Genomic DNA, 21,136 nt, shown 5'->3' on the forward strand with positions numbered 1-21,136 from the left:
CGTGAAGGGGCGCGACCGGTGCCGCGCCTCGCGGTGGGGCCACGGTAGGTGCGGGTCGTCCGGGGCCGCGAGGGGTGTGACGGCGGGTGTCCCCGCGTGACTACGCGGGGCGTCACGGGGTGTCACGCGGGGATCCGCGGTCGGGCGCGACCAGGCAGGGGAGGGCCGCCGAAGTGTCCCGATCCCGCGCTCCTGCGCGTTCCCGGCCGGTGCGCGGCGTCGCGTCGTACCCTGATCCGGGCGCACCCGACGCCCGCTCACGAGACCGTGGAGGATCGCACCGGTGGACCAGCTGCTCAGCCGTCTCGACCGCATCGCCGCGGGTCGCCAGGCGGGCCACGTGATCGCCGAGGACATGCGCGACCACCCGTGGACGGCTCGGGCGTTCCGCTGGATCCGGTGGATCCTCGTCGCCGAGACCTTCGTGGGCGCGGCGGCCGTGGCGATCGCCGTGATGCTCGCGGCCGACGGCGTCGACGTGGCGCCGGCCGTCTGGTTCCGCTCCTTCGTGGTGCTCGCGATGACCGTCACGCTCTACTACTTCGCCTGGCGCGCGTCGGCCGGCTACTGGTGGGCATACTCGCGCCTGCGGCTGTTCAGCCAGGTCTTCCCCGTCGTGACCCTCGTGATCGCCGCGATCCCGGGCCTCTACCCGCTCTGGATGGTCGTCGAGCAGATCGTGTTCTCGCTGCTGCTCATCGGGGTGGGGGACATCCTGCGGGGCGACCACATGCGGGAGGCGTTCCCGAAGCCGGGGCGGGTGGGGCGCGCGGCGTCCGGCTCGTCCTCGGCCCGGCCGTCGGGTGGCGCGGCCGCCTGATCCGGGTGCTGCTCTCGCGGCTCGCGCGTGCCGGAGCAGTCCCGCTGATGCGGTAGGCTCTACGAGTTGCCCAGCGATGGGTAGCGGGCTGTGGCGCAGCTTGGTAGCGCACTTGACTGGGGGTCAAGGGGTCGCAGGTTCAAATCCTGTCAGCCCGACGGACATGCCTCGGAAGGACCTATGGGTCCGGCCGGGGCATTCGTCGTTTTACGACACCTCCCCTATGGGGGCCGCAGCCTCGCTTGCGAGAGCGCTCACTGATAATTTAGCCTTATTGTTACCAGGCGCAGTCAAGAGGATCTCCATGGCTGAGCAATAGATGCTGCGTGGTCCGCACGACTGCTTTGGTACCGGCGATAGAGGTTGACATGGTGCAAGAGGCTCGGTCGATCGCGATTCTTGTCGGAAACGGACTATCAATTGCGTTTAATCACGAGCTTGCCCTCCAAAGTCTTACAAGCGAAGTTTTAAGCCGGATCGAAAATGCCGAAGGCGGAGATGTGGTATCCGCAATGAAAGAAATTGCGGAGCGCGCCCTACCACGCGGAGTCTCCAGTGACAGTGATTTCGAGATGCTTGTAGGCGCATTTGGTGCTGAGTCCCGAACTTTAGGACTGTTGGGCACCTTGGCCAAATTGCAATCCCCTTCAGATAGAAAGCTACGACGTTCTATAAAACGCGTCTCAGTCTTTGCAAATCAAGTAAGAGACAACGGCATAAGCTACGTACTGCAGGTCATTGCAGAGCGTTCTCATGCTTATGAAGACGAGTCGGTGCAACTACGTAACCTCGTAAAGGACATAATACGCGACTTTGATGGAAAAGTCACATTTGGCAATCTAAACTACGATACTCTTCTATTGGCTGCCCTGCTTTCTGTCTGCCAAGACGAACTCGCAGATATGGGGCATGGCTGGAGAAGCGTGTCGGTTACTGTCGAAGACCACCGAACTATTTCTGTTCCTGCTCTACGGGCTGATGTTACGGATTTTCCCACTAATCGTAGGGTGCAGCTGCTGCACATGCACGGATCTCTTACCTTTTGGGCAACAGCGGACGGTACCATTTTCGCGAAGTTGCCCCGGGAGTCGCTCGAGGATGCTGACCAGTGGGAGGCAGTCCGGGCGCGAACTACTAACGTAAGACCTGTTGTTGTGCTCGCTAATCAAAAAGACAAAGCTGAGCACGTAGAGAGATACCCATTTAACCTGGCATATGAGGCGTTCAGTGCCGGCCTCTCGCGGGCGGCCCACTGGCTCATCATCGGGTACTCCTTCCGAGACGCTCCGGTAAACACTCAATTGAAAGTAAAGTTTCGGCTTGCGATTGACCCTCCGATCGTGCTAGTTGTTTTATTTGGAGATTCACCTACGAGGGTTGAGATAGAACAAGCCTTTGGTTGGTCACGCGACGATGGGGCTTCTGAGGAATGGCTGCTTATCGACCGAGAAGGCGCAGACGGCGTACAAGATCGAGCGGTATGGACCACCTTTGTTTCGTAATTACTTTTATAACTTTCTAAGTGCTTGTCCATGCGTGTTTAAAGAGTGAGTCAAAAGCTTCTTCCTAGCAGATCTCAAATCCGAAACCAATCACAAATTCTTGATACGTGAATAGTTATGCGGCGAGGCGTTCCTAACGATAGGAAGCTGTTGTCATATCAGCGCTGACTCCGAAGGGCATAAGCACAGTCCGTTGTAGGTTACGAATATACTGGCCTCGGCGGTCCCATATAATGTATCGTTTTATCCTAATGCTGCCACCGGCAGCGTTCCATCACCAAGTGCGTGCTCAGGACCACCTGCGGACATACGCAGTAATCGAGAAAGCTGTAGAGAAGTAAGATAGCGAAAACTTTGAGCTGGCTCGACGTGAAGATATCGTCGAAGATCTGGCAGGCTCACGGGGTGCGCCCACACGTCCGGCTCTCCGAGCTCAAGAACAGAACACACTCGTGCTCCCGAAAGATATTCGGATAATTCAGCCTGCCCAATGCCAATGGCACTTGAATAGTCTCTCCAAATGTCCTCCGCGTTACTGCGCACTAGGCCTTTTACGCGCATCGTACCGAGTATGGCTTTCTCGGGCGAGCTCGAGTAAATGACAACCGTCATCCCCTCGGGCACGGCCGGAAAACGACGGCGGACTTCCGCCGTCTTTGTACCGGTAAGTAGTCCTTGGGCAAAGCGCGGACGAACAGATAGTAGTAAAATCGAACTCACGATCTAGGCCCTTTGTCGGTCTGAATGTTCATCACGTCATCGAACATCTCAGGGCTAACCTTCCGCATACTTTGCACATTTCCGTTTACATGGCGCACGAAAACCTCATCGTGACGCGAGATCGATTGTTTGAGTACTTCAGTGTCTTCAAATCGTATAACACTGACAGTGCCGGTTTTGTCGGCTGCGGCCTCAATATCGGATCGACGGAGAACGCCGACCGTGCCAAACCGGGTCAAAGCATCATTTACTGGCAAGCGGACGGCTTCCACGAGTAGCGACCTTGCAACAATTCGGCGAATGACGTGCTCCGTCTTCGAATCGCTGGTCGCGTACCACAGAATGCGAGCGGGCAAGTTCGTGGGAACAATTCGCGTGCCCGAGAAGTAAACAAGCTCGCGTGACAGACCAAGTCCTCGTCGCCGAAGCGATATAAGTCCGTCGTTCAAGCCTAGGAGATGAGTCGCCCACCGAGGCTGAATAGGTATCACGTACGTGTCCAGACCCGCGTTGCGAACGACGAGCGGCCATCTATTCCTTTCGGCCAGGCGAATCTCGTAAGGCGAGCTGATGGTAAGGGCAGACGCATCTGCTGAAGCAGGGCCGAGGGCCGCAGCACGCGGATTCGCGGCGCTAAATCCGTCGGCTAATAACGCAGCGTCAAGGGTATCGGTAACGCCGGGATCAGAAACTTCTATTCGGGTCGCTCCTCGCTCCCAGGCTTCACGTCGAAAATGTCGAAGTAGCTGGAACGCGACTGTACTACCTCGTTCCCCGCGAACCGCCCGGATCATCAGTAGTCGTAGCGTTGGCCCATCTAGTTCCCACGCAGCGAGAGCCCATAAGCCACCTTGCGAGTCTGTAAGCTTCTGCACTTGAGTTGAATGCCGTTTTGCGAGGAGCTCACGAAATCGTCGTGCGAACACCTCGGGTTTGGTCTCCTTGGCGTATGCGCGAAATGCCGGTTCTAGCTCAGGCTCCACGTCAATGACGTCGCGCCATTCAAGATCGCCGTCGTCGATAAGGTGTGAACGAAAGTCCGTCAGAAACGACGTTGGACTAAGGGCTGCAATGAGCTGATGCGGCCGGACTATTCGGATGCCATGTTCGCCCAGATTCCATCCACGGGCTGCGGTAATTACGTTGCCATCATTTGTCACAAAGTAATCGGCGCCCGCATGAACAGCGTCAGCGATGTGGAGTACGTCCTTTTGTAAGCTCGGGTCTTTGCTAAGTAGCTGAGGTGCCGTTGCGGCCAGTAGGTTGTCCTCGACCTTACGGTTATCTGGGCGAAGAGTGCTTAATCGTGTAAGGTGCTGCGTCGCAGCCCGAACATGCCGACGTGCAGTCTGGTTCTTGTTTTGGCTTATTTCATTGTCCACTTCTCCTGAGACGGCGAATGTGATCAGCGGCTGGAGCCAGTCTGCTTCAAGCTCGCTACTTTCTTTTCGATGAGCACGTACAACGTCTGTAGGAAGGAACAAGTCATTTATAACATTGGTATCGAGAATGGCGAGGGGAAGATTCGATGAGAGGATCGCGGATTCAAATAGATCAAGTCCTTCTTCAATGTGAATCCTCTTGACCCAGTTCATTAGCACTGAGCCTGTCAGGGCTCGACCTGCGCGCTCTGACGCAACATGCATCCCCAAGGATTGCCAAAAGCCGTCTACCCCGTAGTCAGTTCTGCACGAGGCCGTGACGAATATGCGATGAGGATGCAAGCTGATCGCAGTGTCAACCATCGCGCGCGCCAGGCCCGTTCCCCGTGCCTGCTTTTGTACACACACGTGAACTAGTTTAATGAGATTACTTCGCGGTACGTCGTAAAGGACGTAGCCGGCGATCGCGTCGTCGACTACTCCGACTAGGAGGCCGCCGTGTTTTGCCCGATCGCGGAACCCCATATCGGGCATGGGACCAAGCCGCGCTCGATTTAGTTTATGAATTGCAAGAACGGCATCGAACTGCACCTGCGCGTCGGGCAGGTCCGGTTCCCATACCACAACGTCTACATGCACTCGATGCCCCTGTCTCTTCGCGCGTCCGCTACTGTCTAGCACTGGTTGCGCGGCAGAACAGTGAGCCATGCCGTAGGCCCCCCCGTTTACTGCTTGTGCATTGCCAACTGTCCTGCGAGGCGCAAGTGCTGGTTGGGCGTGTCCGAGGTGCGGCTAGGCCGTCCTGGAGAGCAAGGCCGCAGGTGCTGGGGCGCTTCGACGAGCCTTGTAAGTTATATTGGTTCGCGACGCGCATTAATGAAGGGTGAGGCTGTACTACTGTCGGTGGCAGCTTCTTCATCGCCGCAGTCGGGGCCGTGCGAGCTTCCGCGTCTACGGCGGTAAATACGCTCGGGCTCCGTCGCGTTGACAGGTTCCAGCTGCTCGCACTCGCCACAGCTACGCCTCGTGATGGGGAGAATAACTTTACTCCGGCTCTGGAGCGGGTCACGCCTGCTTCGGCTCCTAAGCTGGCGGCGCGCGCGAACTGCCGGCTTCTGCGCCTGCGGCACCGGCGGCAGCCCGGCCCCGCAAACCACTCTCATTGAGCTGGTCGCCTACTGCTCTCCGTCGTGGCGTAGTCGTGCCGCTGGCCGCCGTAACTGCGCCGGTGGCAGCAAGGTAGTTGCCAACAGCGGAGACTTCCACTGGAACGCCATGTGAGCGATGTCCAGGCGGCCGCCGCCGGCCGGCGCGGGCACCCTCACCGCACATTCCGCACCGTAACCATTTCCGCGCCCTGGAACGTCTGCCGCTCCTCGGCGCCGTCGCGGGCGAAGCGGTTGCGGCGGTAGAAGGACTCCGCGCGCGGGTTGTCGTCGGCCGCCCAGAGGTAGGCGGGGGCGTCGACCACGGCCGCGTCCAGCAGGGCCTGGCCCGCGCCGGAGCCGTGGGCGGAGGCGACCACGTTGATCGCGTAGAGCTGGAACGGGCGCGGCGGATCCTCGTCGCGCGCCGGCCCCGCGAGCGTGAAGCCCACGATGCGGTCGCCGTCGAGGGCGACGAAGGGCAGTGCCTCGGCGAGGCCTTCTGTGAGAGTTCGACGCCACTGCTCGGCCCGCGTCGTGACGTCGAGCCCGTCGAGGTACGACGCCGGGAGCAGGTGCGCGTACGTCTCGCGCCAGGCGCGGACGTGGACCTCGGCGATCCCATCCGCGTCGTCGGGGACGGCGGGGCGGACGGTCGGTGGCACGGTCATCCCGAGATCCTAGGCGGGTCGGCATCCGGCGACCGAGACGGCCAGGCACCATGCAAGCCCGAGAACGGCGTACCCGCCGGATCCATTCCCCCCATGACGCCGCGTTTCACCCCGTTACGCCGTGTGATGACGCCTACTGCGAAAACCCTGCGTGCGTGTTGGAGTGGCGTCATCCCACCCGCATCACAGACACGCAGGAGCAGAACCATGCCTCGTCCACCGCGCACCGCCATCGCTCTCACCGCCTTCGTCGCGGCGACCGGTCTGCTGGCCGGCTGCTCGGCCGGTGGCGGGGGAGGGGCGGATCAAGCCGCGAGCGGCGAGCCGAAGCCCGGCGGCACGCTCACGTACCTCGAGCCGCAGACCTGGACGACGCTCTACCCGCCGGCCGCGGGCTTCTACCCGAACGGCGCGGTGGTCAGCAACATCACCGACCGTCTGCTCTGGCAGGACCCGGAGACGCTCGAGCTGCAGCCGTGGATCGCCACCGCGCTGCCCGAGGTCAACGCCGACGCGACCGAGTACACGTTCGACATCCGCGACGACGTCACCTACTCCGACGGCACGCCGCTGACCGCGGAGAACGTCGTCGCCAACTTCGACCTCTACGGCAAGGGCGACACCGCGCGCGCCCTCACCGTCAGCGAGGCGATCAACAACTACGACCGCGGCGAGGTCGTCGACGCGGACACCGTCAAGTTCCACTTCACGGCGCCGGCGCCCGGCTTCGCGCAGGCCACGTCGACCATCAACTCGGGGCTCGTCTCCGACTCCACGCTCGCGAAGGCGGACGACGGCTTCGGGCCCGGCCAGGCGAACACGGTCATCGGCAGCGGCCCGTTCGTGGTCGGCGACGAGGCCGTCGGCACGCAGATCTCCCTCACCGCCCGCGAGGACTACGACTGGGCGCCGCCCGAGGCCGAGCAGCAGGGCCGCGCGCTCGTCGACGGGGTCGACCTCATCGTCGCCGCCGAGGACAGCGTGCGCGTCGGCACGGTCGTCTCCGGGCAGGCGGACGTCGCCCGGCAGATCGAGGCGCCGGACGAGGCGCAGTTCCGCACCGGCGACCTGCAGCTCGTCGCCGCGGCGACCAACGGCGTCGACAACGGCCTCAACCTCCGCTTCCGCACCCCGCAGCTCGAGGACGTGCGGGTGCGGCAGGCGATCATCGCGGGCGTCGACCGCCAGGCGATCCTCGACACCCTCTTCAGCGACAGCTACCCGCTCGCGACCGGCGTGCTCGCCAAGAGCGCGCTCGGCTACGTCGACACCTCCGCCTCCTACGAGCACGACGCCGACAAGGCCGCCGCCCTCCTCGACGAGGCCGGGTGGACCCTCGGATCCGGCGGCGTCCGCCAGAAGGACGGGCAGGACCTGGAGCTCGTGTTCAACGAGGCGCTCCCGCAGCCGCGCTCCAAGGAGGTCGTGACGCTCATCCAGTCGCAGCTCGCGGAGCTCGGGATCAAGGTGGAGCTGTTCTCGGGCGACCAGGCCGCGCAGACCAAGGCCTCGCAGGACCCGGACGCGCTCGAGGTGTACCACTCCATGGTCGGCCGCGCCGACTACGACGTGCTCAAGTCGCAGTACTTCTCGACCAACCGGAACGTGCTCCTCAACCGCGACCCGTCCGACGGCACCATCGCCGACCCGGAGCTCGACGCGCTCCTCACGGCGATCGCGTCGGAGCCCACGACCGAGGGTCGCCAGGCCGCGTCCGCCGCGGCGCAGCAGCACATCGCCGACCAGGCCTACGTGCTCCCGATCTTCGAGGAGCCGCAGGTCTACGGCCTCCGCGGCGACGTGCAGGGCTTCGCCACCGAGTCCGTCGGCCGTCCGACCTTCTCGGGCGTCTGGCTGAACCGCTGATGCGCCGGCCGTCGCGCGCGACGGCGCGGCGGGCGGCACGGCGAGGGGCACCGCGATGAGCTACGTCCTCCGCCGCGCCGGCCAGGCCGTCGTCGTGCTGGTGCTCGCCTACGTCGTCGCCTACGTGCTGCTCGCGGCGCTCCCCGGCGACGCCGTGCTCGCCCGCTACGGCAGCCCCGAGCTCGGCCTCTCGCCCGAGCAGCTCGCCGCGATCCGCGAGTCCTACGGCGCCGACCGGCCGCTGATCGTGCGGCTCGGCGAGTCCGCGGGCGCGTTCCTCCAAGGGCAGCTCGGGTACTCCGTGCAGAGCGGCGCGGCCGTCTCGACGCTGCTCGCCACCGCGATCCCGTCGACGCTCGTGCTCGCCGTGCTGGGACTCGTCGTGGCCGTGGTGCTGGCCGTGCCGATCGCGTTCCTCGCGACCTACGGCGGCGCCCGCTGGATCCGCCGGATCTTCCGCGACCTGCCGCCGCTGCTCGTCTCGCTGCCGGTGTTCTGGGTGGGGATCATCCTCATCCAGGTGCTGTCGTTCCGCCTGGGGCTCGTGCCGCTGATCGGGGCGAGCCCCGGCGAGGCGCTGATCCTCCCGGTGCTCACCATCGCGGTGCCGATCGCGGCGCCGCTCGCGCAGGTGCTCATCCGCAGCATCGACGACGTATCCGCGATGCCGTTCGTGCAGGTGGTGCGCGCGCGCGGCGCCGGCACGCCGTGGCTGCTCCTCCACGGGGTCGGCCGGAACGCGCTGCTGCCGACGCTGACCATGGCGGGGCTCCTGTTCGGCGAGCTCGTCGGCGGGGCCGTCGTGACCGAGGCCGTGTTCGGCCGCGCGGGCGTCGGCCAGCTGACCGTCCAGGCCGTCGCCAGCCGCGACAGCCCGGTGCTGCTCGCCGTCGTCGTGCTCTCCACCGTCGCCTACGTCGTGATCAACCTCGTGGTCGACCTCCTCTATCCGGTCCTCGACGCGCGCCTGCGCAGAGGAGGTGCGCGATGAGCGCCACCACGCTCGCCACCCTCGACGCGCCCCGCGCGCGCCCTGCCAGCCGGGCCCGCCTCGCGTGGGGGCTCGCCGTCCCCGTGCTCGTCGTGCTCGTGATGCTGCTGTGGGCGGTCGCGCCGCAGCTGTTCGCGTCGGGCAGCCCCACGGCCTCCGTCGCGCCGTCGCTCCAGGCGCCGAGCGCCGCGCACTGGTTCGGCACCGACTCCACCGGCCGCGACCTCTACACGCGGGTCGTCTACGGGGCCTCGCAGTCCGTCGTGGGCGCGGTCGTCGCGGTGCTCGTGGGGCTCGTCGTCGGGACGCTGCTCGGCGTCGTCGCGGGGGCCGTCGGCGGCGTCGCCGACGACGTCCTCATGCGGCTCGTCGACGTGCTGCTCGCGATCCCCGGGCTGCTGCTCTCGCTGAGCATCGTGATCCTGCTGGGCTTCGGCACCACGAACGCCGCCATCGCGGTGGGCGTCACCTCCATCGCCGTGTTCGCCCGGCTCTCCCGCGCGGAGGTCGTGCGGGTGCGCGTGAGCGAGTACGTGGAGGCGGCCTACGGATCCGGCGGCACGCTCGTGCAGGTGCTCCGCCGGCACGTGCTGCCCAACTCCCTCACACCCGTGATCGCCCTCGCGGCGCTCCAGTTCGGATCCGCGATCCTGCAGATCTCCACCCTCGGCTTCCTCGGCTACGGCGCGCCGCCGCCCACGCCCGAATGGGGCCTCCTCGTCGCCGAAGGCCGCGACTACGTGGCCACCGCGTGGTGGCTCACCGTGCTGCCGGGCGCCGTGGTGGTCGCGGTCGTGCTCGCCACCAACCGCATCAGCCAGTCCATCCGAGGAGGGCAGCTCGCATGACCGATCCCACGCCCCCGCTCCTCGCCGTGCGCGACCTCCGGGTCGACTACCGCACGGCGGCGGGCACGCGCACGGCCGTCGACGGCGTCTCCTTCGAGGTCGCCGCCGGCCGCGTCACCGCGCTCGTCGGCGAGTCCGGGTCCGGCAAGTCGTCCGTCGCGCAGGCCGTCGTCGGGCTGCTCGCGCAGAACGGGACCATCGCGGGCGGCGCCGTCGCGCTCCGCGGCACCGAGCTCGTGGGCATCGGGGAGTCGCGGCTCCGCGGCATCCGCGGGCGCCGCATCGGGCTCGTGCCGCAGGATCCGGGCAGCTCGCTCGACCCCGTCGCCACCATCGGCCAGAGCGTCGCCGAGGGCCTGCGCATCCACGGATCCCGCGACCGCCGCCGGAACCGGGCCCGCGTGCTCGACCTCCTCGAGCGCGTCGGCATCGACGACCCCGAGACCCGCGCCCGGCAGTACCCGCACGAGCTCTCCGGCGGCATGCGCCAGCGCGTGCTCATCGCCGCGGCGATCGCGCTGGAGCCCGAGCTGATCATCGCCGACGAGCCCACCAGCGCCCTCGACGTGACCGTGCAGCGCCGCGTGCTCGACCTGCTCGACCGCCTCCGCGCGGAGACCGGCGTGGGCGTGCTGATGATCACGCACGACCTCGCGGTGGCGGCCGAGCGCGCCGACGACGTGGTCGTCCTGCAGCGGGGCCGCGTGCAGGAGCAGGGGCCCGCCTCCCGCGTGCTCGCCGCGCCCGCCTCGACGTACACGCGCGCGCTCCTCGCGGACGCGCCGTCGTTCCGCCAGGTGGTGGAGCGGCGGCCCGCGGTCGTCGACGCGTCGGCGCCGCCGCTCGTGGAGGTCGCGGGGCTCCGGCGCGAGTTCCGGCGCCGCGGATCCTCGCCGCTGGTCGCCGTCGACGACGTCTCCTTCGCGGTGCCGCGGGGCACGACGCACGCGATCGTGGGGGAGTCGGGCTCCGGCAAGACCACCACCGGCCGCGCCATCGCCGGCTTCGACCGGCCGACCGCGGGCACCGTCCGGGTCGGCGGCGTCGACGTCACCGCGCTCCGCGGGCGCGCGCTCCGGGAGTCCCGGCGCACGGTCCAGCTCGTGCACCAGAACCCGTTCGGGTCGCTGGATCCGCGCCAGACCGTCGCGCAGATCATCCGCGAGCCGCTGCTCAACTTCCGCGACGGCGCCGACGCGGCATCGCGGCGGGAGGCCGTCGCCGAGCACCTGCGGCTCGTCGACCTGCCGCCCGAGACCGCCGAACGGCACCCGCGGGAGCTGTCCGGCGGCCAGCGGCAGCGCGTCGCGATCGCCCGCGCGCTCATCCTCCGGCCCGAGCTGGTGGTGCTCGACGAGGCCGTCTCGGCGCTCGACGTGACCGTGCAGGCGCAGGTGCTGCGGCTGCTCGCGCGCCTGCAGTCCGAGCTCGGGCTCACGTACGTGTTCATCTCGCACGACCTCGCGGTCGTGCGGCAGATCGCCGACACGGTCTCCGTGCTCCGGCGCGGCCGGCAGGTCGAGGGAGGACGGGTGGACGACGTGTTCCACGACCCGCAGCACGAGTACACGAGGGAGCTGATCCGGGCGATCCCCGGCACCGGTCGTCCCGCCCGCGAGGACGAGGGGGCGCGCGCATGACCGGCGCCCGGCTCGGCTTCTTCGGCCGCGTGCTCGACGCGGGCACGCCGGCGGAGCGCTACGAGGCGGCGCTGGAGCAGATCCAGCACGCCGAGCGGCACGGCTTCGCCTCCGTCTGGCTCGCGCAGCACCACTTCGGCGAGGAGGGCGGCGGTCTGCCGTCCCCGTTCGTGTTCCTCGCGGCGGCCGCCGCCCGCACCTCGCGCATCGGCCTCGGCACGGCGGTGCTCACGCTGCCGATCGAGGATCCGCTGCGCGCCGCCGAGGACGCCGCCGTGCTCGACCTCCTGAGCGGCGGACGCGTGCAACTCGGCCTCGCGAGCGGCGGCACGCCCGCGTCGTTCCCGGCGTTCGGACGCGACCCCGGGGAGCGGCACGCCCTGTTCCAGGATCACCTCCAGGTGCTTCTCGACGCGCTCGACGGCCGCGGGGTGCGCGGAACCGACTCGCGCATCTACCCGCCCGCGCCGACTCTCTCGGCCCGCATCTGGCAGGGCACGTTCTCGGTGGCGGGCGGCGCGCGCATCGGATCCCGCGGCGACGGCCTCATGCTCTCCCGCACGCAGCCGCGCCCCGACACGGCGCCCGACGCGCCGCTGCACGAGCTGCAGCTGCCCATCATCGACGCGTACCGGGAGGCGCTGCCCGAAGGCGCGCCCGAGCGGGTGCTCGCGTCGCGCACGGCGCTCGTGGTGGATCCTTCCGACGTCGCGGCCGCCCGCGCCCTCGCCGAGCCCGCCCTCCGCCGCTTCGCCCGCACGATCGTGGGCGACGCGGTCGACGCCCTCGACCTCGACGCCGTGCTCCGCGTGACCGACACGCACCTCGGCACGGTCGACCAGGTCGCGGACGGCCTCGCCGCCGACCGCACCCTCGACGCGGCGACCGACGTCTCGTTCCAGGTGCACTCCATCCCCGCCACGCACGCGCTCACCCTGCGGAGCCTGGAGCTGCTGGGCGCGGAGGTCGCGCCGCGGCTCGGCCTCGCCACCGGAGGAGCCGCCGCCGACGGCCTCCGCGACGCGCACCTCGGCATCGCCGACCGCACCCCGACCCCCGCACGCCCGACCCCCGCACGCCCGACCCCCGCACGAGGAGGAGCCTCATGACCGGATCCGACACCGCCCGCGCCGACGTGATCGACCTGCTGGCCGGCCTCACGCCCGACCACCCGCTGAGCCGCGTGCGCGACCTGCGCCCCGACGCCCGCGCCAACGCCCAGCGGAGCTTCGAGGCGCTGCTGGAGCCCGCGGATCCCGGCGCCTTCGGGTACGCGGAGCGGTACGCCGTGGCCGCGTTCGTGGCCGGGCTGCACGGATCGGAGCGGGCCGCCGCCTTCTACGCCGACCTGCTCGGCGACGCCGACGCGGAGCTCGCGCCCGTCGTCGACCGGGCCGCCCGCGCCGCCGCGACCGCGGGGCCGACCGGGGCGTACCGGGAGCCGGGCCTCGCCGACGAGAGCGTGCCCGGGGACTCGTGGGAGCCGGACGCCGCCGCGCGCGACGCCCTCGGCACGCGGCTGGCCGCGGCGCTCGCGCACGCGCACCTGCTCGTGATCCGCCCGCGCGAGTCGAGCCCCGCGGCCCTCCGCGCGCTCGGCGCCGCCGGGTGGACGCCCGACGAGATCGTGAGCCTCTCGCAGCTGATCGCGTTCCTCACCTTCCAGCTGCGCGTCGCGTGGGGGCTCGCGGTGCTGGCCGCCGAGTCCGCCGACGCGACCGCCGAGCCCGCCGCCGCGACCGCGGAGCCCGCCGACCGGACCGCATCCACCCCCGACCCGGCAGGAGCCGCCCGATGACCGCCGTCGATCCCGTCACCGACCCCGTCGACCTCGCCCGCCCCGACGTGTTCACGCAAGAGGGCCTCGGCTGGGTGCCGTGGCTCGAGCCCGTGGCCGAGGACGCCCTCGACGACGTCCAGCGCGCCGCCCTGATCGAGCCCGCCCGCGCGCGCATGCCGTACTTCCGGCTGCTGGCCCGGGATCCGGCCGCCCTCGAGGCCCGCACGCTCACCGACCTCGACATCTTCCACAACCCCGACGGCGGCATCGGCCGCGCCGAGCGCGAGCTCGCGGCGGCCGCCACCTCGCGCGCCAACGGCTGCGTGTTCTGCGCCTCCGTCCACGCCGCCGCGGCCACCCGCTTCTCCGGGCGAGAGACCGACGTGCAGCGCCTCCTCGACGAGGGCACCGACGCCGTGCTCGGCGACGAGCGGTGGGACGCCGTGATCGCCGCCTCCGTGGCGCTCGCGTCGACGCCGCTCGCGTTCGGATCCGCCGACGTCGCCCGCCTGCGCGCGGCCGGGCTCGACGACGCGGCCGTGGTCGACGTGATCAACGGCGCCGCGTTCTTCAACTGGGCGAACCGGCTGATGCTGTCCCTCGGCGAGCCCGAGGTGCCCGCGTCCCGGCGCGGAGCGGGCGCGTGAGCGGCCCCGGTGGCTCCGCCGTGCCCGCGCTCCTCGACCACGTCGTCATCGCGGGCCCGGACCTCGCGGCCCTCGTCGCGTGGTTCGCCGAGCGCACGGGCGTCGAGGCCGAGCCCGGGGGCGTGCACCCCAGCGGCACGGCGAACGCGCTCGTCGCGTTCACGGTCGACGGCGTCCGCGGCCCGTGGTACCTCGAGCTCATCGGCCCGGATCCGGCGCGCGTCGACCGCACGGTGCCCACGCGCTTCGGGATCGCCGGGCTGACGGCGCCGCGCGTCGTCACCTACGCGATCCACCCGTCCGCCATCGCCGATGTCGCGGCCCGAGCGCGCGAGGCGGGCGAGGATCCGGGACCCGTGTCGGACCTGTCCCGGCGGACGCCCGACGGCACCCTCCTCGAATGGCGCCTCACGCACCCGCGCGGCGACCGGCCGGACGTGCCGTTCCTCATCGACTGGGGATCCACGCCGCAGCCGGGCACGACGATCGGCCCGGCCGTCGAGCTCGTCGCGTTCACCCAGACGGCGGCGGATCCGACGCCCACCGAGGCCGCCCGCGCCGCCCTCGACCTGCCGCCGGGCTCCCTCGCGGACCTCGCGGCGGGCCCGCGCGACGGCTACGCGCTGCGGCTGCGCCGGGCCGACGGGACGCCGGTCGACCTCTGACCCGGGCGGCGAGGCGACGCGACGGGCACCTCGTGCTCGGGCAGGGGCACGGTCACGGCGCGTGACGCGCGCACCAGGATGTGGGGACGGTGCCCGCCGCATCGCAGGTGGCGATGCGGCGGGACCTCCTCAGTTCGCGATGACGGACGCCTCGTCGTACGCCTCGTGCTGGAGTCCCTGCCAGAGCGGTCCGAGGTTGTGGGACTCGTCGCCGTAGACGTTCGCGATGTTCGCGAACTGCGGGGCCTCGGAGGAGTCCCCGGCGAGGATCGGTCCGCCGGACGCGCCGCCGGTCATGTCGCACCGGAAGGCGATCTGCTGGGGCGAGACCTGGCTGCCCGTCGCCGTGCAGCGTTGGAGCGACGTGCCGTCGAATCGTCCCGCCCCGGGGTATCCGTACGCGGTGACCGCCTGGCGCGCCGGCACGTCGAAGAGGACGGGGGACGCGCCCACCCGGCTCGTGATGTCCACGTGGTCCTGGTCCCGCGCGACGACGAGGAACGCCGAGTCCAGGGCGTCGTCGTCGCCGCCCGCGGTGTAGCCCGCGGTGACCCTCCCGCCGACGACGGCCCACGCGCCGAAGGGTGCGTCGCCCCCTTGCTCGTCCGGGTAGAAGACCATCGACGACGCGTACTTCCCGCCCTGCGTCACGCAGTGGGCGGCCGTCGCGATGGTCGAGCGGTTGGGCGACTCGACGACGTTGGCGGTGCACCAGCGCGTGTCGTCGCCGATCGTGAAGTACATGCGGCCCATGTGCGACACGCGGGGGACGCGTTGCGCGTGCCCCGTCTCGGCCGCCGCGCGGTCGTCCACCGCACCGGTGGGCCGCGGGGCGGCGGCGGCCACGGATCCCGATCCGGTGGTCGGGGTCGCGGCTGCCCGCCTCTCGGGCGTCCAGAAGGCGACGGCGGTGGCAGCGCGATCGGGTGCCACGGAGAACGACGTGCTGCCCGCGCCCGCGGCGTGGCCGGCCGCCTCGGCGGTGGGGGCGACGACGAGGAGGGCGGCGGCGACGCAGACGGCGGCGGACGCCGAGATCCGGGCGCGGGTGGGCGGTGCGGTGCGGGGGGTCATGAGGAGCCTCTCGATGGGTGCCGCAGAGCGGCAGGGTCGCGACGACGGACGTCATCGCGGGTGGCGCGGGGGGGGGGGGGGCGACCGTGGATCAGGAAGCGGCCTTCAGGTAGGCGGCGCGGATCACGGGGCCCCAGCCAGGGGAGAACAGGCGGCCGTCGCCGGCGTTCGTGCTGACCGAGTACTGCGCACCGGAGGGGCCGACGCCGTCGAACCAGGGTCCTCCGGAGGCTCCCGGCGTCATCGAGCAGCCGACGCCCTGGCCGTCGTCGAACTCTGCCGGCTCGGCCGGTCCGCGGCACGTCCACAGGTGCTGCGAGTCGTACTTCCCGAGGGCGGGGTAGCCGTAGAGGCTCGAGTACAGGGAGCGGCTCGCTCCGAACTCCACGGCGGACGCCCCGACCGTGTCCGTGAGCGTGCGACCCGTGGGGCTGGCGACCGTGAGGAACGCGGTGTCGAGGTGCGGGTCGTACGACCCGTGCCAGCCGGCCGTGATGGTGACGCGCGTGACGGGCCACTCGCCGTACGGCATCGCACCCCCGTCGTACGCGGGGACGAACACCGTGTACCGCGGGGCGCCGTCCGTCTCGTCGTCCATGCAGTGCGCGGCGGTCGCGACGGTCAGCCCGTTCGTCGACGCGACCGCGTTGGCGCTGCAGTTCGTGGACGCGCCTGCGTAGCCGAGGTAGAGGCGCCCGATGTGCGGGACGGGCGCCGCGCGGCGGGCCTCGGAGATCGGAGGGGGCCCGGCGGCCGGGCCGGCGAGGGACGCGGCCGGATCGGAGGCGGCCTGCGCTCCGGCGGGGATGGAGCCCGCTGCGGATCCCGCCGCCTCGGCCGTGGCGCGATCGGTCTCGGCGATGCGCTCGGGCGTCCAGTACGCGAGGGCCTCGGCGGCGGCGTCGCCGGGCAGGTCCACGACGGTCGGGGCCTCGGCGGCGGCATCCGCTCTCGACGCGGGCTCGGGGGCGGCGTGCGCGGACGTCGACGACAGCGACAGGGCCGGGGCCAGGCACCCGCCGAGGACCACCGTGGTCACGACGCCCCGGACGACCGCGCGCGTCATCCTGCTGCGGGGTCGCGCGGGCGCCGCGCGGCGGTCACCGCGGGCGGTTTCGGCGGACGGCCGCGACGGTGCCGCCGAGCTGGAGGGGAGGGGCGCTGCCGGGGGCAGCGCTGCGGAGCGGTGGGACATGGGGATCCTCTCGAGATGCCACCGGGGTGGCCGTGATGGCGGCCGCGGACGCGGACGCCGGGCGGGTCGTGGGTCGTGTGTCGTGCGTCGGAGGGACAGGGGCCGCCGAGGCGAGGACGGCGGCACGGAGGCAGAGGCCCCGGCCGACGCGATCCGTCGGCCGGGGCCGGGCAGCATGCGACGGCACGGGTGGGGAGATGGTGCGCGTCCGCGTCGGGGGCCCGCGGTCGGAGGAGGCCGAAGCTAGCGGCACCGGGGCAGGCGGCGTGCGCCCGCCGCACAGACCCCGTGTGACGGAGCGCTACCGCCGCGGCGAGCGCTCCGCCCGGCCCATGGGAGGGTGGAGATCCGACGAGAGGATCCCCATGCCCGACGCCCGGCCCCCGCTCCGCTTCGCCGCGTTCGTGATGAACACCGCCAGCCACATCCAGCACGGGCTGTGGCGGCACCCGTCGGCCCGGCAGCACGAGTTCGACGACGTCCAGCTGTGGGTGGACCTCGCGAGGACCCTCGAGCGCGGCCGCTTCGACGCCATGTTCTTCGCCGACGTCGTGGGCCTCTACGGACCGGGCGACGGCGCCTACGACGTGAACGCGCGCGAGGGCCTCCAGTTCCCGAGCAACGACCCGTCCGTGCTGATCTCCGCGCTCGCCGTGAGCACCGAGCACCTCGGATTCGCGTTCACGAGCTCGGTGCTGCAGGCGCACCCGTTCGACTTCGCCCGCAAGGTGTCGACGCTCGACCACATCTCGAAGGGCCGCATCGCCTGGAACGTCGTGACCAGCGCGCTCGACGGCGCCGCCCGCAACTTCGGCCACGACGGCCTCGAGGACCACGACGCCCGCTACGCCTGGGCCGACGAGTACCTCGAGGTCGTCTACAAGCTGTGGGAGGGCTCGTGGGACGACGACGCGCTCCAGCGCGACAAGGAGCGCGGGGTGTTCTCGGACGCGTCGCGGATCCACCGCATCGACCACGAGGGGCCGCGCTACAGGGTCGCGGGTCCGCACCTGTCGTCGCCGTCGCCGCAGCGGACGCCCGTGCTGTTCCAGGCCGGATCCTCACCCGTCGGCCGCCGCTTCGCCGCCCGGAACGCGGAGGCGCAGTTCATCCTGTCGTCGACGCCCGAGAAGACCCGCGCCCTCATCGAGGACACCCGGGCGCTCGCCGTGGACGCCGGCCGCCGGGCGGACGACCTCTCCTTCTGGCTGGGGCTCTCCTTCATCACCGGGAGCACGGAGGAGGAGGCGAAGCGCAACGAGGCCGAGATCGACGAGCACCTGAGCGCCGACGGCTTCCTCCTGCACTCCAACCTCGGCTTCGACCCGAAGACGGGCGAGCAGCTGGATCCGGCGACGCCGCTCTCCCAGGTCGAGACGCAGGCCGGGCAGAGCCACCTGAACTGGCTGCGGGAGGCGTCGCCCGACCGCGAGCCGACCATCGCGGACCTCGCCCGGCTCTCCGCGAAGCTGCGCGGCCGGGTCGTGGGCACCCCCGAGCAGATCGCGGACGTGCTCGCGGGCTGGCAGGAGGCGGGCGTGGATGGGATCATCGTCATCAACTGGACCCTGCCCGGCAGCTACGAGGACTTCGTCGACCACGTGACGCCCGTGCTCCAGGAGCGCGGCCTGCAGCAGCGCGAGTACGCGCCCGGGACGCTCCGGCACAAGCTCACCGGGCGCGACCGGCTGCCGGAGTCGCACCCGGCGGCGGCGTACCGGGGCGCGTTCTCGTGACGCTCGGCTCGGCGACGGGCGCGTCCACCGTCGAGCTGCCCTGACCCGGTCCCGCCGCGCGCCGTGCCGCCCGACCTGGGGGCGTCGGAGCGGCCGGGAGCGCGGCGCGCGCTCGGTACGGTGGAGGGGCGGCCGCGACGCCGCCGGACCGGGGGATCCATGACGACGCACGCGCCCAGCCGAGCGCAGCTGGACACGACGCCGCTGACCGGCCGCATCGACCGCGACGACCTCCGCCGGTTCCGCCGCGAGTTCACCGCGCGGTTCCCGGTGCTCGCGTCGCCGCTCCTCGTCGGCGGCCGCATCGGGATGGGCCTCCTCGCCGCGCTCGCGATCCCGCTCGGCGGCGTCCTCGTGCTCGTCGGGGGCCTCGGCGCGATCCTCACCGAGGATCCCGAGACGCGCGGCGACGCGCTCGGCATGACCGTCTTGGGGATCCCGCTGCTGGGCGCCGGCGTCTTCTTCGCTTGGTACCTGATCCGCACCCGCCCTCGCCGCAGCACCATCCGCGCCCACTACCGGCTCGCGCGCTTCGGCCGGGCCAACGGCCTCAGCTACGCGCCCGGCCCGCTCGCCGACGGGCACATGGGCCAGGCCGCCGCGCGCGGCATGCACCTCACCCGGATCATGCGCCCCCGCACCGCCCGCCCGGTGGAGTTCGGCAACCATGAGCTGAGCCGTGGCTCGGACTTCCACGGGATCACGCAGTTCGGCGGCTACGCGATGATCGGGCTGCGACGCGAGCTGCCCCACATCCAGGTGCTCGCGCGCGGCACGCGCCTCCGCCGGGCGATGACGCCGACCGTCGACGTGGCGCGCGCGCAGCGGCTCGAGCTCGAGGGCGACTTCGACCGGCACGCGGCGCTGTACTGCCCGGAGGGGTACGAACGCGACGCCCTGTACCTCTTCACCCCGGACGTGATGGCGGTGCTCGTCGACCGGGTGCGCGGCTTCGACGTGGAGATCCGCGGCGACCGCCTCCTGCTGCGCTCGCCGGCGGACATGGTGACGCTGGATCCCGACCGCTGGCGCGACGTCATCGACGCGACCGCCGCCCTCCTGGCGAAGGTCGACCGCTGGGAGCGCTGGCGCGATGACCGGCTCGCGTCGCTCGAGGGCGTCGAGGGGTCGGTGCTGACGGGATCCGACGACCCGCTCGCCGTGCCCGCCCCCGGAAGGGCCCGTCGTCGCGCCCGGCGCTCGCGCGGCGTCGCGGCGGCCGGACGGCGTCTCCGCACCCGGCCGACCGTCGGGCTCCTCCTGCTCTGCCTGCTGGCCGCCGTGTTCGTCGGCTTGGGCTTCCTCATCACGACGCTGCCGTGAGCGACGACCGGGCCCTCACGCGGTCGCGCCTCGAGGCGGCTCCGCTCACCGACCGGATCCGCCGCCGCGACCTCCGCGCGTTCCGACGGGAGTTCCGCCGGGCGCACCCGGAGGCGGAGGGGATCGGGGTGAGGGGACGCACCGCGCTCATGGTCCTCCTCACGTGGATCAGCGCCCTGGCGCTCGTCCTCCTGGCGGGGACCGTCGTCGACACCCTGCAGGAGGGCGAGCCCGACGCCCGCGAGGAGGTCGTGTTCCAGGGGCTCATCGGCGCGATCTTCCTCCTCATGCTGGTCGTCTTCGGCAGCTGGGTGATCCGCTCGCGCGGCCGCCGCGGCGGCTACCGCGCCCACCTGCGCCTCGTCCGCTTCGGCGAGGCGAACGGCATGTCGTACCTGCCGGGGCCCATGTCCGACGGGCACTTCGGATCCGCGCGCCGCTACCTCGACCTCACGCGCGTGATGCGGCCGATCGCGGCGCCCGGGGTCGAGTTCGGCAACCACGAGATCGTCGCGTCCGGACGGAACGGGTCGCCGCGCTTCGGCGGGTACGCGATGATCCGGCTCGGGGCCGAGATGCCGCACATCCGCGTGATCGCCCGGCGGGGCGCGCTCCGACGCGCCCTCTCGGCCGCGCGGCAGCCCGACCGGGATCAGCGCCTCTCGCTCGAGGGCGACTTCGACCGGCACTTCGCGCTCTACTGCCCGGAGGGGAGCGAGCGCGACGCCCTCTACCTCTTCACGCCCGACGTGCTCGCCGTGCTCATCGACCGCGTGCGCGGCCTCGACGTCGAGATCGCGGGCGACCGCCTGCTCCTCACCTCGCACGACGACGTGGTGACGCGCGACCCGGAGCGCTGGCGCGACGTGATCGAGGCGACGACCGCGCTCGTCGCGAAGGTCGACCGCTGGGAGCGCTGGCGGGCCGATCCCCTCGAGCGGCCGGAGGACCCGTCCGCGCTCGACGCCGTCCTCGCCGCCATGGGCCTCCCGGACACGGGGCGGGCCTCCCGGCCGAGGCGCGTGCGGCGGCTGCGGATGCGGCCGACGCTCGGCGGCGTCGTCGCGGTGGGCGTGCCGGTCCTCCTCGCCATCGTGTGGTGGATCGCGGTGGCCGTCCTCGCGTGACCCG

The 21,136-nt window shown here is 70.4% G+C and carries 17 protein-coding genes, 1 tRNA gene and 1 pseudogene; 14 read left to right on the plus strand and 5 right to left on the minus strand.

The window, feature by feature from the left end:
- Window positions 1-283 precede the first annotated feature (283 nt).
- The 3 genes from QFZ62_RS00110 to QFZ62_RS00120 all read left to right on the plus strand — a co-directional run bounded on the left by QFZ62_RS00110 (window position 284) and on the right by QFZ62_RS00120 (window position 2,322).
- Window positions 284-820 (plus strand): hypothetical protein, encoded by a 537-nt coding sequence (locus tag QFZ62_RS00110; RefSeq protein ID WP_307500751.1) that lies wholly within the window; start codon window positions 284-286, stop codon window positions 818-820.
- An 84-nt stretch (window positions 821-904) separates the two neighbouring features.
- Window positions 905-978: transfer RNA gene (locus QFZ62_RS00115), tRNA-Pro, on the plus strand.
- Window positions 979-1,146: 168 nt separating this feature from the next.
- Window positions 1,147-2,322 (plus strand): SIR2 family protein, encoded by a 1,176-nt coding sequence (locus QFZ62_RS00120; protein ID WP_307500752.1) that lies wholly within the window; start codon window positions 1,147-1,149, stop codon window positions 2,320-2,322.
- 716 nt (window positions 2,323-3,038) lie between these two features.
- Here QFZ62_RS00120 and QFZ62_RS00125 read toward each other — a convergent pair.
- The 3 genes and pseudogenes from QFZ62_RS00125 to QFZ62_RS00130 all read right to left on the minus strand — a co-directional run bounded on the left by QFZ62_RS00125 (window position 3,039) and on the right by QFZ62_RS00130 (window position 6,240).
- Window positions 3,039-4,637: a hypothetical protein gene (locus tag QFZ62_RS00125; protein ID WP_307500753.1), complete on the minus strand. Its 1,599-nt coding sequence runs from the start codon at window positions 4,635-4,637 to the stop codon at window positions 3,039-3,041.
- Window positions 4,638-4,754: 117 nt separating this feature from the next.
- Window positions 4,755-5,132: pseudogene (locus QFZ62_RS15540) on the minus strand (GNAT family N-acetyltransferase); the annotation flags it as partial.
- A 613-nt stretch (window positions 5,133-5,745) separates the two neighbouring features.
- Window positions 5,746-6,240 carry a GNAT family N-acetyltransferase gene (locus QFZ62_RS00130; RefSeq protein WP_307500754.1) on the minus strand — a complete coding sequence of 165 codons (495 nt, stop codon included), beginning with the start codon at window positions 6,238-6,240 and terminating at the stop codon, window positions 5,746-5,748.
- 207 nt (window positions 6,241-6,447) lie between these two features.
- Here QFZ62_RS00130 and QFZ62_RS00135 point away from each other — a divergent pair, with 207 nt between their 5' ends.
- Genes QFZ62_RS00135 through QFZ62_RS00170 form a run of 8 tightly spaced genes read left to right on the plus strand, consistent with a single transcriptional unit; the run spans window position 6,448 to window position 14,677 of the window.
- Complete coding sequence (locus tag QFZ62_RS00135; RefSeq protein WP_307500755.1) at window positions 6,448-8,106, plus strand: TIGR04028 family ABC transporter substrate-binding protein; 1,659 nt, start codon at window positions 6,448-6,450, stop codon at window positions 8,104-8,106.
- Window positions 8,107-8,161: 55 nt separating this feature from the next.
- Window positions 8,162-9,097: an ABC transporter permease gene (locus QFZ62_RS00140; RefSeq protein ID WP_307500756.1), complete on the plus strand. Its 936-nt coding sequence runs from the start codon at window positions 8,162-8,164 to the stop codon at window positions 9,095-9,097.
- The gene (locus QFZ62_RS00145; RefSeq protein WP_307500757.1) at window positions 9,094-9,945 is read left to right on the plus strand and encodes an ABC transporter permease; all 852 of its coding nucleotides are present in this window, start codon (window positions 9,094-9,096) and stop codon (window positions 9,943-9,945) included. The genes QFZ62_RS00140 and QFZ62_RS00145 overlap by 4 nt, the downstream gene beginning before the upstream one ends.
- On the plus strand, window positions 9,942-11,585 hold the full coding sequence (locus QFZ62_RS00150) for an ABC transporter ATP-binding protein (RefSeq protein WP_307500758.1): 1,644 nt from the start codon (window positions 9,942-9,944) through the stop codon (window positions 11,583-11,585). The genes QFZ62_RS00145 and QFZ62_RS00150 overlap by 4 nt, the downstream gene beginning before the upstream one ends.
- The gene (locus QFZ62_RS00155) at window positions 11,582-12,694 is read left to right on the plus strand and encodes a putative FMN-dependent luciferase-like monooxygenase (RefSeq protein ID WP_307500759.1); all 1,113 of its coding nucleotides are present in this window, start codon (window positions 11,582-11,584) and stop codon (window positions 12,692-12,694) included. The genes QFZ62_RS00150 and QFZ62_RS00155 overlap by 4 nt, the downstream gene beginning before the upstream one ends.
- Window positions 12,691-13,383, plus strand: a complete 693-nt coding sequence (locus tag QFZ62_RS00160) for a CMD domain protein (RefSeq protein WP_307500760.1) — start codon at window positions 12,691-12,693, stop codon at window positions 13,381-13,383. Before QFZ62_RS00155 ends, QFZ62_RS00160 begins: the two co-directional genes overlap by 4 nt.
- On the plus strand, window positions 13,380-14,012 hold the full coding sequence (locus QFZ62_RS00165) for an alkylhydroperoxidase domain protein (RefSeq protein WP_307500761.1): 633 nt from the start codon (window positions 13,380-13,382) through the stop codon (window positions 14,010-14,012). The genes QFZ62_RS00160 and QFZ62_RS00165 overlap by 4 nt, the downstream gene beginning before the upstream one ends.
- Window positions 14,009-14,677, plus strand: a complete 669-nt coding sequence (locus QFZ62_RS00170; protein WP_307500762.1) for a VOC family protein — start codon at window positions 14,009-14,011, stop codon at window positions 14,675-14,677. Before QFZ62_RS00165 ends, QFZ62_RS00170 begins: the two co-directional genes overlap by 4 nt.
- Before the next feature lie 129 nt (window positions 14,678-14,806).
- Here the strand turns inward: QFZ62_RS00170 and QFZ62_RS00175 are convergent, their stop codons facing one another.
- Entirely contained in the window at window positions 14,807-15,751 is a 945-nt protein-coding gene (locus QFZ62_RS00175) for a serine protease (protein ID WP_307500763.1), read from the minus strand.
- 91 nt (window positions 15,752-15,842) lie between these two features.
- On the minus strand, window positions 15,843-16,817 hold the full coding sequence (locus tag QFZ62_RS00180; protein WP_307500764.1) for a serine protease: 975 nt from the start codon (window positions 16,815-16,817) through the stop codon (window positions 15,843-15,845).
- Between the two features lie 494 nt (window positions 16,818-17,311).
- Between QFZ62_RS00180 and QFZ62_RS00185 the strand changes: the two genes are divergently transcribed.
- The 3 genes from QFZ62_RS00185 to QFZ62_RS00195 all read left to right on the plus strand — a co-directional run bounded on the left by QFZ62_RS00185 (window position 17,312) and on the right by QFZ62_RS00195 (window position 21,132).
- Window positions 17,312-18,682: an LLM class flavin-dependent oxidoreductase gene (locus QFZ62_RS00185; protein WP_307500765.1), complete on the plus strand. Its 1,371-nt coding sequence runs from the start codon at window positions 17,312-17,314 to the stop codon at window positions 18,680-18,682.
- Window positions 18,683-18,841: 159 nt separating this feature from the next.
- Window positions 18,842-20,005, plus strand: a complete 1,164-nt coding sequence (locus QFZ62_RS00190; protein WP_307500766.1) for a hypothetical protein — start codon at window positions 18,842-18,844, stop codon at window positions 20,003-20,005.
- Window positions 20,002-21,132 carry a hypothetical protein gene (locus QFZ62_RS00195; protein ID WP_307500767.1) on the plus strand — a complete coding sequence of 377 codons (1,131 nt, stop codon included), beginning with the start codon at window positions 20,002-20,004 and terminating at the stop codon, window positions 21,130-21,132. Before QFZ62_RS00190 ends, QFZ62_RS00195 begins: the two co-directional genes overlap by 4 nt.
- Window positions 21,133-21,136 lie beyond the last annotated feature (4 nt).

The organism is Clavibacter sp. B3I6 (genome assembly GCF_030816895.1).
In the GTDB taxonomy this organism is placed as follows: Bacteria; Actinomycetota; Actinomycetes; order Actinomycetales; family Microbacteriaceae; genus Clavibacter.

Coding starts and splice junctions, on each gene's coding strand:
- QFZ62_RS00160 (WP_307500760.1), top strand. CDS start 12,691: ATGACCGGATCCGACACCGCCCGCGCCGACGTGATCGACCTGCTGGCC.
- QFZ62_RS00135 (WP_307500755.1), top strand. CDS start 6,448: ATGCCTCGTCCACCGCGCACCGCCATCGCTCTCACCGCCTTCGTCGCG.
- QFZ62_RS00125 (WP_307500753.1), bottom strand. CDS start 4,637: ATGAACTGGGTCAAGAGGATTCACATTGAAGAAGGACTTGATCTATTT.
- QFZ62_RS00155 (WP_307500759.1), top strand. CDS start 11,582: ATGACCGGCGCCCGGCTCGGCTTCTTCGGCCGCGTGCTCGACGCGGGC.
- QFZ62_RS00185 (WP_307500765.1), top strand. CDS start 17,312: ATGCCCGACGCCCGGCCCCCGCTCCGCTTCGCCGCGTTCGTGATGAAC.
- QFZ62_RS00175 (WP_307500763.1), bottom strand. CDS start 15,751: ATGACCCCCCGCACCGCACCGCCCACCCGCGCCCGGATCTCGGCGTCC.
- QFZ62_RS00150 (WP_307500758.1), top strand. CDS start 9,942: ATGACCGATCCCACGCCCCCGCTCCTCGCCGTGCGCGACCTCCGGGTC.
- QFZ62_RS00130 (WP_307500754.1), bottom strand. CDS start 6,240: ATGACCGTGCCACCGACCGTCCGCCCCGCCGTCCCCGACGACGCGGAT.
- QFZ62_RS00145 (WP_307500757.1), top strand. CDS start 9,094: ATGAGCGCCACCACGCTCGCCACCCTCGACGCGCCCCGCGCGCGCCCT.
- QFZ62_RS00140 (WP_307500756.1), top strand. CDS start 8,162: ATGAGCTACGTCCTCCGCCGCGCCGGCCAGGCCGTCGTCGTGCTGGTG.
- QFZ62_RS00180 (WP_307500764.1), bottom strand. CDS start 16,817: ATGACGCGCGCGGTCGTCCGGGGCGTCGTGACCACGGTGGTCCTCGGC.
- QFZ62_RS00190 (WP_307500766.1), top strand. CDS start 18,842: ATGACGACGCACGCGCCCAGCCGAGCGCAGCTGGACACGACGCCGCTG.
- QFZ62_RS00165 (WP_307500761.1), top strand. CDS start 13,380: ATGACCGCCGTCGATCCCGTCACCGACCCCGTCGACCTCGCCCGCCCC.